This is a genomic window from Paraburkholderia sp. BL9I2N2, assembly GCF_004339745.1.
Classification (GTDB): Bacteria; Pseudomonadota; Gammaproteobacteria; order Burkholderiales; family Burkholderiaceae; genus Paraburkholderia.
The window spans coordinates 1,988,250-2,005,667 of record NZ_SMGP01000001.1 but is presented as its reverse complement, the minus strand read 5'-3'; the positions used below and the strand labels follow the sequence as shown (position 1 = coordinate 2,005,667).

Below are 17,418 nucleotides of genomic sequence, written 5' to 3'. Positions count from 1 at the left end.
CGCGCCGGTAAGGCGATGCCATGCAGCGTCGACAGGTGCGTGCGTCGACAACAAGGAGTGGACGGATGGAACTGATTGTGAATGGCGTGCGTCACAACCTCGACGCCGACGCGAACATGCCGCTGCTATGGGCGGTGCGGGACCTGTTGGGATTGCATGGCACCAAGTTCGGCTGCGGCGTGGGCGCATGCGGCGCATGCACCGTGCATCTGGATGGCGTGGCGGTGCGTTCGTGCGTGACCTCGCTGGCCGATGTACAGGGCAAGCCCGTGACGACGATCGAAGGCTTGGGCAAAGGCGGCGAGCATCCCGTGCAGCGAGCGTGGAAAGCCGCCAATGTGCCGCAGTGCGGCTACTGCCAGCCTGGCCAGATGATGCAGGCAGCGTCGCTGCTGAAACAGACGCCGAAGCCGAGCGACGAGCAGATCGTCGAAGCGATGTCCGGCAATGTCTGCCGCTGCGGCACCTATCAACGCATCAAGATTGCCATCAAGGCAGCAGCGGAGCAGGCGTCATGAGCGAGATCGTCAATCTGAGCCGGCGCCGGGCGCTGAAGGGTACGTTGGCGGGCGGGATGGTGCTGGGCCTGCATGTCGGCGGCGCGCGCATGGCGTTTGCAGCGAGCCCACTCGCTTCGGCGAGCGGCGCCAAAACCGTATTTGCGCCGAACGTCTATGTGTCGGTCGCGCCGTCCGGCGAAATCGTGCTGGTCGTGCATCGCTCCGAGATGGGCACCGGCATCCGCACCAGCCTCGCCATGATCCTCGCCGACGAACTCGATGCGGACTGGAACACCGTCGAGGTCGTGCAGGCGCAAGGCGATGCGAAGTACGGCGACCAGAATACCGATGGCTCGCGCAGCATCCGCCAGTTTTTCCAGCCACTGCGTGAAGCAGGCGGCGCCGCGCGGCAGATGCTGGTGGCGGCCGCCGCTGCGCAGTGGCGCGTGAGCCTGGCGAGTTGCCGGACTGAACCCGGCCATGTCGTGCATGCAGCGAGCGGGCGGCGGCTTTCATACGGTGCGTTGGCGGTCGCCGCGGCACGTCAGCCGGTGCCCGGCGTCGCCACGCTGCGCCTGAAAAGCGAGGACACGTGGCGCTATATCGGCAAGTCGCTGCCAATCGTCGATCTCGACGACATCGTTCATGGCCGGGCGACGTACGGCATCGATGTCGTATTGCCGGGGATGAAGTACGCATCGGTCGAACGTTCCCCCGTTTATGGCGCAACGCTCAAGAGCGTCGACTCGAGTCAGGCGCTGAAGGTGCCCGGCGTGCTGCGCGTGGTGCGTATTCCAGCCGCCCCGCTGCCCGCCGGCTTCCGGCCGCTGGGCGGCGTCGCGGTGATTGCGACCAGCACGTGGGCCGCACTGCAAGGACGCCGGCAACTGAAGCTCGAATGGGACCTCGGGCCGAACGGCACGTACGATAGCCACGCGTATCGCAAGGCGCTTGAAGACGCCGCGCAACAGCCTGGGAAGGTGGTGCGCAACAACGGCGATACATCGGCCGCGCTGAAGAACGCCGCGCAACACGTATCGGCCGACTATTACGTGCCGCACCTCGCGCACGCGGCGATGGAGCCGCTGGCCGCGACGGCATCGTTTGCGAACGGCGCGGTCGAGGTCTGGACCGCGACGCAAAACCCGCAGCAGGCGCGTACCACCGTCGCACAGATGCTCGGCGTGCAGGAGCAGGCCGTGACGATCAATGTCACGTTGCTCGGCGGGGGCTTCGGCCGCAAGTCGAAGCCGGACTATGTGGCCGAGGCCGCGTTCCTGGCGCGTGAAGCCGGCGCGCCCGTCAAGCTGACGTGGACACGCGAAGACGACATACGTAACGACTATTTCCACGCCGTGTGCGCGCAGCACATGGAAGGCGGACTCGACGCCCAGGGCGCGACGATTGCGTGGTTGCATCGCAGCGTGTTTCCGTCGATCGGTTCGACGTTCACGCCGAACGTGGTGTACGGCTCGGCGGGCGAACTCGGTCAGGGCGTGACCGACATGCCTTATGAAGTCGCCAATGTGCAATGCGAAAACGGCGCGGCGCCGGCGCATACACGCATCGGCTGGTATCGCTCGGTGTACAACATTCCGCACGGCTTCGCGCTGGGCTCATTCGTCGACGAACTCGCCGCTGCCGCACGGCAGGACCCGGTGCGGCATCTGCTCGCGCTGCTGGGCAGTCCGCGCCATGTCGATCTGCATGCGCTGGGGGTCGACTATCCGAACTACGGCGCGTCGATCGACGAGTATCCGATCGATACCGCGCGCTATGCCGCCGTGGTCCGCGCGGCGGCGGTGCGTTCGAACTGGTCCGCCGCATTGCCCGCCCGCCATGGACGCGGCATCGCCGTTCATCGCAGCTTTCTGACGTACGTCGCGGCGGTCGCGCAAGTGCAGGTTGCCGACGATGGCTCGGTGCGTGTAACGCGTGTCGATCTGGCGGTCGACTGCGGACGCATCGTCAATCCCGATCGTGTGATCGCGCAGTTCGAAGGCGCGGGTGGTGATGGCGCTCGGCAACACGCTGTACAGCGAACTGACCTTCAGCAGCGGGGCCGCCGATCAGTCGAACTTCACGGACTATCGGGTCGCCCGTATCGACTCCGTGCCGGACACGCACGTGTACATCGTGCCGAGCGCCGCCCCGCCCGGCGGTGTGGGCGAACCGGGCGTGCCGCCGACATCGGCTGCGATCTGCAACGCTATCTTCAATGCGACGGGCACGCGAATCCGGGCGTTGCCGGTGGATACCGCGCTATTGAAGCGGACGTGATCGGCAAATGGATGAGTGCCAGAAGCAGCAGCTTGTGCGAGTCTCGCGATCGCTTGACTTACCGACCGGCGACACGGCATAGGAGACGTTCCATCGGCCACGTCTCACTGTGTCGCGCCGGCGTGCCGCAATGCATCTTCCGCGGCCGGGCTGTGTTGTGCGATCGCCATTTGCAACGCGGTCCCGCCGCGCGCATCGACATGATTCGCGTCGGCGCCGTGCGCGACAAGCACGGGAATCATATCGAGCCGGCCGAATAACGCGGCGAACGACAATGCCGTTTCCCCCGCGTTGTTGGTTTGATCGATGGCGCAATGCGTGTCGAGCAGCGTCATTGCAATATGCGTCTCGCCTTTGAAGAGCGCGCCCATCAGCGCCGTGTTGCCATGCCGGTCGGCGGCGCAGGCGTTGGCGCCTGCGGAAAGCAAAGCCTTCAATGTCTCCGGATGGTTGTCATACGCGCTAAGGATCAGCGCGGTATAGCCTTCGGGCGTCGTCGTCTCGAGCGGGAAATGGGCATCGATCAAGGCCTGAACAATATCCGTGCGTCCCGCGCGCGCCGCGGCAAACCAGTCTTCGGTGTAACGCGGCGTGTCCGTCGCGGCCGAATACGTTCCCGGCTGATACACGTGTTGCGCACAACTGGCCGTCAACAGTGCGGCCAGGGCGGCGGCCGCCACGGTCCGAACAAGGCGCCGGGCGGTGAAAGAGCATTGCATTACTACGTCCTCCGTGTGAAAGCCTGCCTAGTCATTCGGGAAGCCTGCTTGCGCAGGCCTCCCGTGCAAGCTTCAGTTATCGCTCAGGTGTGCTGCCGCATCCTTCACTCGGGTGACATCCGCATGGGTCGCCTGCGCGAGGCGGGTGCCGTAGTCGGCATCCGCCTTATAGAAGTACGAGAGCATCGCGTACTTGTTCGCGTCGTTGGTCACGCGGCCAAGGTCGCCCGACAGCGCCGTAATCAGATCTGTCTTGTCGGTCGCGGACAGCGTCCGGTAGTACTCGCCGGCTTGACGGAAGTCGAGCGTCTTGTGAATCGCTCTCTGCTGGGTTGTCCCCTTCAGCGGTGTCTGCACGGACTTGTACTTGTCCTGCTGCGCGATTTCAGCGACTCCGGATGGCTCGTAGTTCACTTCGCCCTTTCGACCGTCCTCATTCATCAAGCCGTCCTGGTTATTGTTGTAGACCGGGACGATCGGACGGTTGATCGGCAACTGGTTGTAGTTCGGGCCGAGGCGATACATCTGCGTGTCGGCATAGGCGAACAGGCGGCCCTGCAACATCCGGTCTTCGGACGGCTCGATGCCCGGCACGAGCCGTGAAGGCGCGAATGCCGATTCTTCCGTAGACTCGAAATAGTTATCCGGAATGCGGTTGAGCGTCATCGTGCCCACCTTCTGCTCCGGGATGGAGGACGGCCACACCTTCGTGTCATCGAGCGGGTCGAAATCGAACTTGTCCAGATCCTTCGGCGAGAGCACCTGGATATAAAGATCCCATTGTGGATAGGAATGCGCCTTGACCGAGTTGTACAGGTCGTTGGTCATCATGTTCCAGTCGGCGCCGATCGAATGCGGGATATCCTGGGGACGAATGCCTGCGACGCCCTGACGGCTTTTCCAGTGGAACTTCACGTAGTGAACTTCCCCTTTCGCGTTCACGAACTTGAATGCGTGCACACCGAAACCGTCCATGTGACGATACGAATCCGGCATGCCCTCGTCCGTGTAGAGATGCGTCAGCATGTTCGTCGCTTCGGGCGAGTGAGCAAAAAAGTCGAACGCCAGATTCGGATCCTGCACACCCGTCACCGCCGACGGTTTGTTCGCATGCACGAAGTCAGGAAACTTGATGGCGTCGCGAATGAAGAAGATCGGCCAGTTGATGCCGACCATGTCCCAGTTGCCTTGCTGCGTGTAGAACTTGATAGCGAACCCGCGCGGGTCTCGTGCCTGCTCGGGCGACCCGCGATAGCCCATCACCGTCGAGAACCGAACGAAGACCGGAGTCTTCGTTCCCGGCGTGAACACCTGGGCAGTGGTCAGCGAACTGAGGTCCGTAGTCGGCACGAACTCGCCGAAGAGACCTGTGCCGCGCGCATGAACGACGCGCTCGGGTATGCGCTCGCGATCGAAGCGTTGCAGCTTCTCGATGAGATGAGAGTCCTGCAAAAGAACCGGACCTTCAGGGCCCGCCGTCTGCGAGTTCTGGTTGTCGCCGACCGGCGACCCGCTATCCCGGGTCATATCCGCGGCATGCGCCGGCTGAGCGATCGAGATTGCCGAGATGATTGAGAAAATGCTTGCTGCAATCTGTGTCTTCAGTATTTTCACGTTGTATTCCTGGGTTCAGTTAGAAGCCGGAGGAATCCTATTGCTCAGCTATTAGATTAGCCAATCTCTTTTTCCTATCATCTCAATAGAGGCCGAATTACTTTCAAAGATAACAATGGCGGGACGCGAGGAGGAGATGCGCGCAGTGCCTCAACACAGAACGATTGCAGGTGGTCAGTCGCTGCGTGTTTTATCTGTAATGAGAGCCATTACAATTGAATTTAGTCTTTCAGCACATACCCTTATGAGCAATATGTTTTTATCTGGAATATCTGATCCGCATTCGATTATTTTATAAACCACCTTAACTAACCCTTATCATTGCGCGGAATAACGGCAATGAATGAGCGGCGTGCCCATTTGCGCAAAGGTGATTTCGACATCCGGTACTTCTGAGGCCTGCTACCCGCGCCTATAGTCAGCTCAGCTTTCGGACGCCAATCCAACTTCGTGACGGATCCGCACGAAGTTTTCCCAATCCAAAGGAGCAGACCATGTTGACCCGTACGTCTCCGGCGCCTCTCGCCGAATCCGCCGACGTGACCCTCGATGCGCAATACTTCGAATACACGTCGTCAGCCAATCCGATTGGCGCGAAGCTCATCTCGCGGGTGCCCTTCCGCAATTTCCCGCCTTCGCTGTACGCGGACGGAGTGACCCGGATCGTGCCGCTTGACCTCTCCGCGGAGTTGGGTTGCCCTGGCCCCGCGACCGGTCCCGGCCTGAGCGCCAATTTCCTGCGCATCAACGCTGGGGACGCATTGACGCTCGCTCCGAACGCGACCTCGCAGGTCTGCTACGTCATCAGCGGGACCGGCAGCGTGACGCAGGCCGACATCCACTTCCCGTTCGCGCAGGGCGATTTCTTCACCTTGCCCGGCGGCGATGCCGCTGTGCTATCCGCCGGCACGACGGCCACGCTCTACTACGTCAACGACGCGCCGCTGCTCACCTATCTCGGCACGACCGGCGTCACGGCGCGCTTTGCGCCGACGCTCTACCCGGCCGCTCAGGCGCAGGCGGAATTGCGCAGGGTTTCAGAAGAAGCCAATGCGGGCCGCCGCAACCGCATCAGTGTGCTGATGGGCAACGCCAACTTTCCACAGACGCGAACGGTCACGCATGTGTTGTGGGCCATGTTCGGCATCGTGCCGCCCAACTCGATGCAAAAGCCGCACCGCCATCAGTCGATTGCACTCGACTTCATCGCCGGGGGCAAGCCGGGCGTGTATACGTTGGTCGGCACCGAACTGGATGAGAGCGGCAATATCGCGCATCCCACCCGCGTCGATTGGGAAGCCGGGATGGCGTTCGTGACGCCGCCGGGATACTGGCATGCGCACTTCAATGAAACGGACGAGAACGCTTATGTGATTCCGATCCAGGATGCCGGCTTGCAGACCTGGCTGCGCACGCTCGACATTCGCTTCGCCCGTTAAGCCCGAAGCGCCGGTGCGAGTCCGTCGTCCCAGTACGGCGGCTCGCCAATCGCCTCGGCGTAGAAGTCCACGAACGCGCGCACTTTCGACGATACGATTTTCTTCGGCGGGTAGACTGCCCAGACCGCTGGTTCGGCGCGCCCCGTGCGCGCTTCCCATTCAGGCAGCGCGTGCTGCAGACGCCCGTCGCGCAGGGCCGCAGCGGCGAGCCACGTCGGCAGGAGAGCAAGCCCGCAGCCGGCCACGGCGAGTTCCAGCACGGCTTCGGAGTCGTCCGCGCGCAGGCGCCCTCGCAATGCCACCAGCACCTGCTCGGGCGATGCCTGTGCATCCGCGATGCGTGTGAACGACCATTTGTCGTCTGGCAGCAGGGACAAGCGAAGCACGTCATGCGTGGCCAGATCTTCAGGGACGCGAGGCATCCCGCTCCGCTCGAAATACGCCGGGCTGCCGCAGACGATACGGCGATGCGGCGCCATGCGTTTGGCCATCAATGACGAATCGGGCAGCACGCCGATACGGATCGCCACGTCGATGCCGGCTTCGATCATATTGAGCGTTTCGTCGGTCGACACGATATCGAGGCCGATGTCAGGGTAGCGCGCCATGAACGCCGGCAGATGCGGCACGATATGCCGGCGCCCGAATGCCGGCGGCATCGTGACGCGCAGCACGCCTTGCGGTGTGCGGTTCAATGACGACGTCACCTGGCGCGCGTCATCGAGTGCCTGCAGGGCAAGCATGGCGTGCTCACGAAATAGCCTGCCGCCTTCGGTCAGGACGAGCCCTCGCGTCGACCGGTTGAACAGGGCAATGCCCAGATCCTTTTCCAGTTCGCTCACGTAGCGCGAGATGGTCGAGGTCTTGACTGCCATTTCATGGGCCGTCTTACTGAAGCTCTGCAGTTCCGCTGCGCAAACGAAGGCGCGTACCGCGGCAAAATAATCCATGGCATGTCTGACGCGAATCGAGCGTTCTACAGGGAGCTTCAAAACCGGACCCGCGCAACGCTCTGCCCGCGAGACTTCGGCGCATGTGCGCGGACCGGACAAGCCGGATTTTGCTTAGACCGGTAGTGTACTGGCAGGAGCGCATGAAACCATGAGCGCTACGGCGGTCGCGGGCGCCGATCGTTCCAGCGCCAGGGGCGTGATTTTTCGCGGATCGTCGTCGAAAGCCAGTGCCGCCCTGCTTGCCAGCTGCGAGAGCGTAGCAACTGCGAGTCGACGATCGTCGACCTCGTTGAACCCGTTCGATCACAGCAACGGCAGCGTCAGTCTGATGTGCTCCGCGAATACCGTGACCAGATGAGCCGGCCGCTCTCGCTCGAACTTCAGCGTAATGCCTATGGTCGGCAAAGGCGGAAGTGCAGGATCGCCATTGAGTATGTGGAGATCCGGGGCGACGGCAGTCTGTGTGAGGACGGCAACGGCCTGCCCCGAGCGGACCAGGGCCGTGAGGCCGGCAAGACTGCTGCTCGCATAGGCGATGCGGTAGGCCCTGCCGGCACGTCGCAGCGCTTCGCAGGCCGCCACATGGTCGAGCGTGTCCGGATCGGAAAGCGCCAGCGGCAACGGGTCGAAGTGTGCGGAGTCGAGTCCCGGATAGCCAACCCAGACCAGCGGCTCGCGGCGAATGATGTCGTCGTTCGAGGCGTCTTCCGGCAACGAGATCATGGCAAGGTCCAGCGCATGCATCTCCAGTTGTTCGAGCAATCGCGGCGTGGGAGCGCAGATCACTTCGACCAGCGCATGCGGATGCTGGCTCGAAAACTGACGCAGTAAATGCGGCAGAAAAACGGCGGCGTAGTCGTCCGGGCAGCCGAAGCGGATCGTCCCCGACAGCCCTTTGCCGGACAGATCGGCCATCGCCTCGTCGTGCAGTCGCAGAATGCGTTGGGCGTGGATCAACAGACGTTCGCCGGGATTGGTCAGCACCACCCCACGACCCGTGCGCTGGAACAACGGCTGGTCGACGATTTCTTCGAGGCGCTTCATCTGCTGACTCAGCGCCGACTGGGTTCGGCCGATCCGGTTCGCCGCCCGGCTGAGCGCCCGAACTTCGGCGACGACAGTAAACGATCGCAGCAGATCGATTTCAAGTGAAAGACTCAAGGTATTAGGTCCGCTTCTAGCTTCGATAAGAACTATTCGATTCTATGAAACCAGAGAGCCATCTAGACTGCAAGTTATTCCCGCTACCCGCCAAGGAGAAGCAAGGTGTCCCTGAACAATGATGCGGTTTTCTGGCGCAACGCCAGGCAGCACCTGATCCGCTACGGCGGCACCTTCGAGCCGATGATCATCGAGCGCGCCCAGGGCAGCTTCGTCTATGACGCGGACGGCCGCGCGATTCTGGATTTCACCTCCGGGCAGATGAGCGCGGTGCTTGGGCACAGCCATCCGGAAATCGTCGCGGTCATCAACGAATACGCCGGCAAGCTCGACCATCTTTTCAGCGGGATGCTTTCGCGGCCGGTGGTCGACCTCGCGACCCGCCTCGCCGACATCACGCCTGACGGACTCGACCGGGCGCTGTTGCTCAGCACGGGCGCGGAATCGAACGAGGCCGCGATTCGCATGGCGAAGCTGGTCACCGGCAAATATGAAATCGTCGGTTTTGCGCAGTCGTGGCATGGCATGACGGGAGCGGCAGCCTCCGCCACCTACAGCGCCGGTCGCAAAGGCGTCGGTCCGGCAGCGGTCGGCTCCTTTGCGATCCCCGCGCCCTTCCTGTACCGGCCGCGTTTCGAGCGCCACGGTGAGTACGATTACCTGGCGGAATTGGACTATGCGTTCGATCTCATCGATCGTCAGTCCAGTGGCAATCTCGCCGCCTTCATTGCCGAGCCGATCCTCAGTTCCGGCGGCATCATCGAACTGCCGGAAGGCTACATGGCCGCGTTGAAACGCAAATGCGAGGAGCGCGGCATGCTGCTGATCCTCGATGAAGCGCAAACCGGGGTCGGCCGCACGGGCACGATGTTCGCGTGCCAGCGCGACGGCGTCACGCCCGACATTCTTACTCTGTCGAAAACGCTAGGCGCCGGTCTGCCGCTCGCGGCCGTCGTGACTTCCGCGCAGATAGAGGAGCGGGCCCACGAATTGGGCTACCTGTTCTATACGACTCATGTATCCGATCCCCTCCCCGCCGCCGTCGGTCTGCGGGTGCTGGATGTGGTCGAGCGCGAGGGGCTGGTCGCGCGTGCGAACCTGATGGGCGAGCGACTCAAACGCGGCCTGCTGGATCTGATGGAACGCTTCGAGTGCATCGGCGACATTCGCGGCCGGGGGCTGCTTCTGGGTATGGAGATCGTCAAGGACCGCCGCACGAAGGAGCCGGCGGATGGGCTTGGCGCGAAGATCACGCGCGAATGCATGAACCTGGGGCTCAGCATGAACATCGTGCAGTTGCCGGGTATGGGCGGTGTCTTCCGGATCGCCCCTCCGTTGACCGTCCACGAGGATGAGATCGACCTGGGCCTGGCACTGCTCGGGCAGGCAATCGAGCGTTCGCTGTAGTTGCCTCGGCATTCGGCGATAAGCGACGGGCGGCCCGTTCAGTGATGCGCGTTGAGGCCACGACCCAGGTCCGTTGCTCGCCGGATGCGGAAGTTCGATGGCCGAAACGCTCAGGCGGCTACGCCGCGTCCGCCCCGCGCCCTGCGTGTGCCAACGCCAGCGCCAACCTTGCCCCCACCTCGGCATTGTGTTTCACGAGCGCGATGTTTGTCGCCAGACTGCGCCCGCCCGTCAGCGCCTTGATGCGAGCCAGCAGGAACGGTGTCACGGCCTTACCGGTGATTCCTTGCGCCGCGGCCTCGGCGAGCGCCTGCTGGGTCAGCGCGTCGATCTCTTCGAAACTCATCGCTGCCGCTTTCGGCACCGGCGTGCTCAAGATCACGCCGCCCACGAGGCCCAGGTCCCACTTGGTGCGGATGAAGCGTGCCTGCTGCGCCGGGTCGTCCAGTCTGAAGTCCGAGCGAAAGCCGCTGTCGCGCGTGTAAAACGCAGCGAAATTGTCTTGCTCGCAACTAAGTACCGGCACGCCGTGCGTCTCCAGGTATTCCAATGTGAGGCCGATGTCCAGGATGGACTTCGCACCGGCACAGACCACCGCCACGGAGGTCTTCGCCAGTTCCTGCAGGTCGGCTGAGATGTCGAACGTTTCCGGCGCGCCCCGATGCACGCCGCCAATGCCCCCGGTGACGAAGACCTCGATGCCCGCCAGCGCGGCACATATCATCGTGCCGGCCACTGTCGTGGCGCCGAGCCCGCCGCCGGCCAGCACAGCCGGCAGGTCGCGGCGGCTGACTTTGTGCACGTGATCCGCGCGGCCGAGCAGTTCCAGTTCGTCGTCCGACAGGCCGATGCGGATTCGCCCATCGATCAGCGCGATCGTAGCGGGCTCGGCGCCCAGGTCACGGATCGAAGCCTCCACTTCGCGTGCCGTGCGGACATTCTCCGGGTAAGGCATGCCGTGAGCGATGATGGTCGATTCAAGCGCCACGAGCGGGCGGCCAGCGGCCTGTGCCGCGGCCACGGGTGCGCTGCAGGTCAGCCAGGAGCGTGCAAGGTTCGCAACCATGTCGATGTTTCCGGCAGTGTGTGATTCGCGTAAGTATGCAACACAGGGCTGGTCCGCGGTTCACGCGTACAGCGCGATGGCGCCTATCATTACGGTACTGAACATGTCGGATGGTCGATGTCGGGTCGGGAGGTTCCATGCCACCGCTACGCGCAATCAATCTTCTCCAGTCGACGGAAGGTGTCCGGCTCCATGGTCCGGAGCGCGACCGCTGGCGCCGTTGGGGGCCTTATCTGAGCGAGCGGCAATGGGGCACTGTTCGCGAAGACTACAGCGAATATGGCACTGCCTGGGACTACTTTCCGCACGATCATGCGCGCAGCCGAATGTACCGCTGGGGTGAGGACGGCATTGCCGGATTCGGCAACGACCCGCTCGACTGGTGCGTGTCGCTCGCGCTCTGGAACGGGCGCGATCCGATCATCAAGGAACGGCTCTTCGGGCTGACGAATGAGCAAGGCAATCACGGCGAGGACGTCAAAGAGCTTTACTTCTATCTCGACGGCACACCGACGCATTCGTACATGAAGATGCTGTACAAGTATCCTCACGATGCGTACCCGTACCAGGATCTGATCGACGAAAACATGCGGCGCGGCGCCGATCAGCCCGAATATGAAATCCTCGATACGGGCGTGTTCGACGATAACCGCTACTTCGACGTCTGCGTCGAGTATGCGAAGCACACACCCGACGACATCGTGATGCGCGTCAGCGTCGAAAATCGCGCCGGTCAATGCGCGACGCTTCATGTGTTGCCGCAATTCTGGGCGCGCAACAGATGGGCGTGGTCGGGCAAGCCCGGCAAGCCATCGCTCACGCTTGAGTCGAACACCGAGGAAGGCGCTCGCGTCGTCGCGCACAGTCCCGCGCACGGAACGATGATCGTGACGGCGTCGGCGCAACAGCCGCTCGAGTGGATCTTCTGCGAAAACGAAACAAATGTGCGCCGTATTTTCGGCGCCGAAGGCGCGGGGCCGTTCAAGGACGGCTTCAACGACTACCTCGTCGACGGCGACGAGCAGGCAATCCGGCGCGACAAGGGCACCCGCGCCGCCGCGCATGTGTGCCTGCGCTTCGCGCCTCATGAGCGCTCGGTGCTGTACCTGCGCTGGCGTGCCGAATCGGCTGTGGGTTCAGTGCCGCTCGACATGGAAGCGCTCTTCGCGCGCCGGCAGGCGGAAGCCGACGAATTCTATGCTGCGCTTCAGCACGACATCCCCGACGCGGATGCGCGGCTCGTGCAGCGCCAGGCGCTCGCCGGCATGCTGTGGACGAAGCAGTACTACCAGTTCGACGTGACGCGCTGGCACGACGGCGACCCCGGGCAACCGAATCCACCGGGAGCACGCAGGCACGGCCGCAACGCGGACTGGCGGCACATGTGCAATGGCGACGTCGTGTCGATGCCCGACAAGTGGGAATACCCGTGGTACGCATCGTGGGATCTTGCATTTCATGCGGTCGCATTCGCCGTGATCGATCCCGACTTCGCGAAGAAGCAATTGCTGCTGCTCGTGAAGGAACGCTATATGCATCCGAACGGGCAATTGCCGGCCTACGAGTGGGCGTTCGGCGATGCGAATCCGCCGGTTCATGCATGGGCCACATGGCGTGTGTACGAACTCGACCGCGAGGTGACCGGCGTCGGCGACCACGAATTTCTCGAAGTCATGTTCCACAAGTTGCTGCTCAACTTCTCGTGGTGGGTCAACCGCAAGGACGCTGAGGACCACAACATCTTTCAGGGCGGCTTTCTCGGGCTCGACAACGTGGGCATCTTCGACCGGTCTTCGCCGCTGCCCACCGGCGGCCGCATCGATCAGGCCGATGGCACGGCATGGATGGCCTCCTACGCGCTCGACCTGATGCAGATCGGACTCGAACTGGCGATGACGAACAGCGCGTACGTCGAAATTGCGGTGAAGTTCTTCGAGCACTTTCTGTACATCGCGGAAGCGGTCAGTTGCGGCGAAGGGTGCAGAACAGGGTTATGGGACGCACAAGACGAATTCTTCTACGACGTACTCCACCTGCCGGACGGCACCCGTGTGCCGATGCGCATTCGTTCGATCGTCGGGCTGATTCCGCTATTCGCCGTACACGTGCTCGAGGATCGCGTGTACGGCCATCTGCCGGGATTGCGCGAACGGCTGGCGTGGTTTCTCGATCATCGGCCGAATCTCGCCAGGCTAGTGTCGCGCTGGACCGAACCCGGCACGGGTAACACCACGCTGCTGTCGTTGTTGCGCGGACAGCGGATGACCGCGCTGCTGCGCCGCGCACTCGATGAAGCCGAGTTTCTCTCCGGGCACGGCGTGCGGGCGCTGTCCCGTGTGCATCGCGACGCACCTTATGTCTTCGACCATGATGGCGTGAACGTCTGCATTCAATACCAGCCGGCCGAATCGGACTCGCGCGTATTCGGCGGCAATTCGAACTGGCGTGGGCCGGTCTGGATACCGGTCAACTACCTGCTGATCGAATCGCTATATGAGTTCCATCGCTACTACGGCAATGAGTTTCGCGTCGAGTACCCGACCGGATCGGGCAAGCGTTTTTCGCTGAGTGAGATTGCCGACGACCTCGCACGGCGTGTCACCACGCTCTTTCTCAAAGATGCACAAGGCGTGCGGCCGGCGATGGCGGCCTATCCGATGCTGCAAGCCGACCCGCGGTCGCAGGATCTCATCCTGTTCCATGAGTACTTTCACGGCGACAACGGACGCGGCGTCGGCGCTTCGCATCAGACCGGCTGGAGCGGGCTCGTGGCGCTGCTCTTGCAGCCGCGCATGATGAAGCTGTCCCATGTTGCGGCTGATGTTGCGTCGGTGGAGGCGCCATTGGTGGAAGACACCGCACCGGCCATGGGCCGGTAGCGGTTGGGCCGCTGGAATCGGCGGCCACCAGCCGGAACGAAAGCTGGTGGCCGCCGCTGCATTCGACATCTCGGGCATTGCTGCCGCGCAACTTGTCCTTAACGGTTGACCACGCTCCTCGGCATCGTCAGCACGATGGCGGCCGCCACGAGCAACGAGGCTGCCACGCAATACAGGCCCATGTCGGTGCTGTGCGTCATATCCTTGATCCAGCCGACCAGATAGGGACTGACAAAGCCCGCCAGATTGCCGACCGAATTGATCAGCGCAATGCCCGCGGCTGCCGCCACGCCACCCAGGAATGCAGGCGGGATCGCCCAGAACTGGCACAGTGCACCAAGGATGCCGATCGTGGCGAACGTGAGGGACACGACAGCCAGCGCGACGCTGTGGGGCATCAGCGTGCTCGCCACCAGGCCGATTGCGCCGATCACGGCGGGCAGCGCCACATGCCAGCGCCGCTCCTTGCTCCGGTCCGAACTGCGTCCCAGCAGCACCATCGCGATGGCCGCGGCGCCGTAGGGGATCATCGTCAGCAGGCCGACGTTGAAAGCGTCGTTCACGCCCGAGGCCTTGATGAGCGTGGGCAGCCAGAAGCTGATGCCGTACAGGCCCATGATGATGCCGAAGTAGCACAGGCACAGCACCCACACTCGCCGGTTGGTGAATGCGCCGCTTGCGCTATGCACCTCGATGTGCCCTGACTCGTTCGCGAGCCCCTTCTCGAGCTGCGACTTTTCTTCAGCGCTCAGCCATTTCGCCGCGCTGATCTTGTCGTCGAGGTAAAACAGCACGGCAATGCCGCCGATAATGGAAGGCAGCGCTTCGAGCAGGAACAGCCAGCGCCAGCCCACCATGCCACCCGTGCCGTTGAAGGTGTTCAGTATCCAGCCCGACAGCGGACCGCCAATGACGCCGGCAATTGGAATCCCCGTCATGAACATCGCGGTGATCTTTGCGCGGCGCGAGGACGGAAACCAGTAGGTCAGATAGAGGATGATGCCCGGAAAGAATCCGGCCTCAGCGACGCCGAGCAGGAAGCGCAGCACGTAGAAGGCGGTAGGCGTCCTCACGAAAATCATCGCGGCGGATATCACGCCCCAGCTGAGCATGATTCGGGCGATCCATTTGCGCGCGCCGAAACGATGCAGCGCGATGTTGCTCGGCACTTCAAAGATGAAATAGCCGATAAAGAAAATACCCGCGCCCAGGCCGTAGATGGTTTCGCTGAACTTGAGGTCGGTCAGCATCTGCAGCTTGGCAAAGCCTACGTTGACCCGGTCCAGATAAGCGAAGACGTAACACATAAAGAGGAAAGGAATCAGCCGCCACGTCACCTTGGCGTAGGTCCGGTCCTCGGCGTTGGCTGGCGTGACGACATCGCCGTAAGCGGATTTCAACATCGTTGTCTCCTTGAATCGCCGCCGGCGCGCTTGACTGTCGCGCCAGTGCGGCTTGTTGTGTATGCGACGGCCTATGCTGGCCGTTCAGTCGAACATGTCCGGGCTGGTCTGCACGAGCTGGTCATAGATGGGCTGGAAATGCAGCCAGCCGATGTATTCGCTGCCGACATGTTCGCGGCTATAGCGCGAGCTATGCTCCGGCACCATGACGGGTTTGATGCCGGTGGCCTCGACCAGCAACTGCTGCTGGCAGCAGCGCTCCAGCGCGATGAACCAGAACGCGGCGGCTTCGATGCTGTGGCGGCTCACCGTCAGCAGCCCGTGATTCTGGTGAATCGCCGCCTTGACGTTTTTGAAGTAGTCGGCAACCGACAGCCCGGCCTCTTCCTCGACCGCGACTGCGCCGGCCTCGTCCTTGATCACGATATGGTCTTCATAGAAGGCCGCGGCATCCTGGGTGATCGGGTCCAGCGGACGTCCGAGCGCCGCGAACGCGGTGCCGTAGACAGTGTGCGCATGACACATCGCCACGATGTCGGGATTGGCTTCATGCACCGCGGCATGCAGTACGAAGCCGGCGCGGTTGAGCGCGTACTTGCCTTCGACGACTTTGCCGGTATGGTCGGCCAGGATCAGGTTGGAGAGCTTCACCTGGGAGAAATGCACGGCCATCGGATTGGTCCAGTACAGCTCCGGGAACTCGGGATCACGCACGGTGAGGTGGCCGGCGAAACCGTAATCGAGATGGTGCAGCGCAAAGGCGCGGCATGCGGCCACGAGGCGTTCCTTGCGGTGCTGGCGCTCCTGCGCAAAGGACGAAAAGTCGGGCAGATCGGGGAACTTCAGCCCTGCCTGCTTCGGCCGATAGATGGAATTGTTCGAAGGATGCGAAATCGTGCGGCGCAGTTCGGTCTGCTGCGCGCTGCTATCGTTTTTTCCAGTGCCGATGCTCATGGTGTCTCCTGTGTTGACGGTGATCGCATGCCGCTAACGATAAGGAAACACCCGGCGCCGATCTAGGCCCGCCGGACAATAGGATTTATTACGCCGGTATATAAATGCCGGGCGCCTAGGGCTTCTGCCAGGGCGGCTCGCGGAAGACTTCGACGAAATAGTCGATGAAGGCGCGGATGCGCGGCACCAGTTGGCGCTCGGGCAGATAGACGACATGGATCGCGGTGTCGTCCTTCGCCTGGTACTCCGAGAGGAGCGGCACCAGATCGCCTCGGCGGATCGCGGGCAAGGCAAGGTGGGCGGCGAGTCGCATGATGCCCACGCCGGCCACGCACAGCTGGAACAGGGTCGTGCCGTCGGTGCTGCGGAAACTACCCTGCACCACGACGCGTTCGAGCCTGCCGTTGATCATGAACGGCCACTGGTTCAGATGCTCGCGCGGCGACTCCCAGGTCAGGCAGGCGTGCCTGGACAGGCCGAGCGGCGTCACGGGCGTGCCGTGCGCGGCGAGATAGTCCGGCGAAGCGACGACGATTCGTTGCAGGTCGCAGAGCTTTCGGCTGCGCAAAGAGGAATCCTGCAGCCGGCCCATGCGGACCGCGACATCGAAGTTGTCCTCGATCAGGTTGACATTGGAGTCCGACAGGGAAAAATGCACGCACAACTTCGGGTAGGACGACAGGAAACCGGGCAACGCGGGCACCAGTTGATCCATGCCAAACGCCTGAGGCACGCTGATGCGCAAGTTGCCGGTCGGCTCGCTGGAGCGGACCTGCGCTTCCGCTTCCTCCAGGCTATCGAGAATGTCGTTGCAGGACGAAAGAAAACGCTCGCCTTCATGGGTGAGCCGCTGCGTGCGCGTCGAACGATGCAGCAGTTGCACGCCGAGCCTGCGCTCGAGACTGTTGACGCTTTGGCTGACGAAGGGCTGGCTGACCCCCAGAAGATTCGCCGCCGCGGTGAAGCCGCCGGCCTCCACGACCGCCTTGAAGACGCGCATCTCGAGCAATCTTTCATCTTTCATCTGTCGAATCCATGTGCAG

At 62.7% G+C, this 17,418-nt stretch carries 12 protein-coding genes and 1 pseudogene; 5 read left to right on the top strand and 8 right to left on the bottom strand.

The window, feature by feature from the left end:
* The first annotated feature begins 65 nt into the window (after window positions 1-65).
* Entirely contained in the window at window positions 66-518 is a 453-nt protein-coding gene (locus B0G74_RS09350; protein WP_132374537.1) for a (2Fe-2S)-binding protein, read from the top strand.
* Window positions 515-2,780: pseudogene (locus B0G74_RS09345) on the top strand (molybdopterin cofactor-binding domain-containing protein). The gene B0G74_RS09350 and the pseudogene B0G74_RS09345 overlap by 4 nt, the downstream one beginning before the upstream one ends.
* A 104-nt stretch (window positions 2,781-2,884) precedes the next feature.
* On the opposite strand, the gene B0G74_RS09340 reads toward B0G74_RS09345, so the two are convergent.
* Window positions 2,885-3,499 (bottom strand): ankyrin repeat domain-containing protein, encoded by a 615-nt coding sequence (locus B0G74_RS09340; RefSeq protein ID WP_132374536.1) that lies wholly within the window; start codon window positions 3,497-3,499, stop codon window positions 2,885-2,887.
* 72 nt (window positions 3,500-3,571) lie between these two features.
* Window positions 3,572-5,026 carry a catalase gene (locus B0G74_RS09335; RefSeq protein ID WP_243658259.1) on the bottom strand — a complete coding sequence of 485 codons (1,455 nt, stop codon included), beginning with the start codon at window positions 5,024-5,026 and terminating at the stop codon, window positions 3,572-3,574.
* A gap of 581 nt (window positions 5,027-5,607) precedes the next feature.
* Here B0G74_RS09335 and B0G74_RS09330 point away from each other — a divergent pair.
* The gene (locus B0G74_RS09330) at window positions 5,608-6,552 is read left to right on the top strand and encodes a cupin domain-containing protein (protein ID WP_132374535.1); all 945 of its coding nucleotides are present in this window, start codon (window positions 5,608-5,610) and stop codon (window positions 6,550-6,552) included.
* On the opposite strand, the gene B0G74_RS09325 is transcribed toward B0G74_RS09330, so the two are convergent.
* A complete protein-coding gene (locus tag B0G74_RS09325; protein ID WP_132374534.1) occupies window positions 6,549-7,502 on the bottom strand; it encodes a LysR family transcriptional regulator in 954 nt (317 codons plus the stop codon). The genes B0G74_RS09330 and B0G74_RS09325 overlap by 4 nt on opposite strands.
* A 306-nt stretch (window positions 7,503-7,808) precedes the next feature.
* Window positions 7,809-8,693 (bottom strand): LysR family transcriptional regulator, encoded by an 885-nt coding sequence (locus B0G74_RS09320; protein ID WP_207915677.1) that lies wholly within the window; start codon window positions 8,691-8,693, stop codon window positions 7,809-7,811.
* Window positions 8,694-8,771: 78 nt separating this feature from the next.
* On the opposite strand from B0G74_RS09320, the gene B0G74_RS09315 reads away from it, so the two are divergent.
* A complete protein-coding gene (locus B0G74_RS09315) occupies window positions 8,772-10,073 on the top strand; it encodes an aspartate aminotransferase family protein (RefSeq protein WP_132374532.1) in 1,302 nt (433 codons plus the stop codon).
* 118 nt (window positions 10,074-10,191) lie between these two features.
* On the opposite strand, the gene B0G74_RS09310 is transcribed toward B0G74_RS09315, so the two are convergent.
* A complete protein-coding gene (locus B0G74_RS09310; protein WP_132374531.1) occupies window positions 10,192-11,139 on the bottom strand; it encodes a pseudouridine-5'-phosphate glycosidase in 948 nt (315 codons plus the stop codon).
* Between the two features lie 137 nt (window positions 11,140-11,276).
* Here B0G74_RS09310 and B0G74_RS09305 point away from each other — a divergent pair, with 137 nt between their 5' ends.
* Complete coding sequence (locus B0G74_RS09305; protein WP_132374530.1) at window positions 11,277-14,018, top strand: glucosidase; 2,742 nt, start codon at window positions 11,277-11,279, stop codon at window positions 14,016-14,018.
* A gap of 98 nt (window positions 14,019-14,116) precedes the next feature.
* Here B0G74_RS09305 and B0G74_RS09300 read toward each other — a convergent pair whose 3' ends face one another.
* The 3 genes from B0G74_RS09300 to B0G74_RS09290 form a co-directional block, all read right to left on the bottom strand.
* Window positions 14,117-15,421 (bottom strand): MFS transporter, encoded by a 1,305-nt coding sequence (locus tag B0G74_RS09300; protein ID WP_132374529.1) that lies wholly within the window; start codon window positions 15,419-15,421, stop codon window positions 14,117-14,119.
* 84 nt (window positions 15,422-15,505) lie between these two features.
* Window positions 15,506-16,375, bottom strand: a complete 870-nt coding sequence (locus B0G74_RS09295) for a class II aldolase/adducin family protein (protein ID WP_132374528.1) — start codon at window positions 16,373-16,375, stop codon at window positions 15,506-15,508.
* A 115-nt stretch (window positions 16,376-16,490) separates the two neighbouring features.
* Complete coding sequence (locus B0G74_RS09290) at window positions 16,491-17,399, bottom strand: LysR family transcriptional regulator (RefSeq protein ID WP_132374527.1); 909 nt, start codon at window positions 17,397-17,399, stop codon at window positions 16,491-16,493.
* Window positions 17,400-17,418: the final 19 nt, after the last annotated feature.

What these genes read in the sequence shown, in the direction of transcription:
- B0G74_RS09350 (WP_132374537.1), top strand. Translation starts at nt 66, where the DNA reads ATGGAACTGATTGTGAATGGCGTGCGTCACAACCTCGACGCCGACGCG.
- B0G74_RS09340 (WP_132374536.1), bottom strand. Translation starts at nt 3,499, where the DNA reads ATGCAATGCTCTTTCACCGCCCGGCGCCTTGTTCGGACCGTGGCGGCC.
- B0G74_RS09335 (WP_243658259.1), bottom strand. Translation starts at nt 5,026, where the DNA reads ATGACCCGGGATAGCGGGTCGCCGGTCGGCGACAACCAGAACTCGCAG.
- B0G74_RS09330 (WP_132374535.1), top strand. Translation starts at nt 5,608, where the DNA reads ATGTTGACCCGTACGTCTCCGGCGCCTCTCGCCGAATCCGCCGACGTG.
- B0G74_RS09325 (WP_132374534.1), bottom strand. Translation starts at nt 7,502, where the DNA reads ATGGATTATTTTGCCGCGGTACGCGCCTTCGTTTGCGCAGCGGAACTG.
- B0G74_RS09310 (WP_132374531.1), bottom strand. Translation starts at nt 11,139, where the DNA reads ATGGTTGCGAACCTTGCACGCTCCTGGCTGACCTGCAGCGCACCCGTG.
- B0G74_RS09305 (WP_132374530.1), top strand. Translation starts at nt 11,277, where the DNA reads ATGCCACCGCTACGCGCAATCAATCTTCTCCAGTCGACGGAAGGTGTC.
- B0G74_RS09300 (WP_132374529.1), bottom strand. Translation starts at nt 15,421, where the DNA reads ATGTTGAAATCCGCTTACGGCGATGTCGTCACGCCAGCCAACGCCGAG.
- B0G74_RS09295 (WP_132374528.1), bottom strand. Translation starts at nt 16,375, where the DNA reads ATGAGCATCGGCACTGGAAAAAACGATAGCAGCGCGCAGCAGACCGAA.
- B0G74_RS09290 (WP_132374527.1), bottom strand. Translation starts at nt 17,399, where the DNA reads ATGAAAGATGAAAGATTGCTCGAGATGCGCGTCTTCAAGGCGGTCGTG.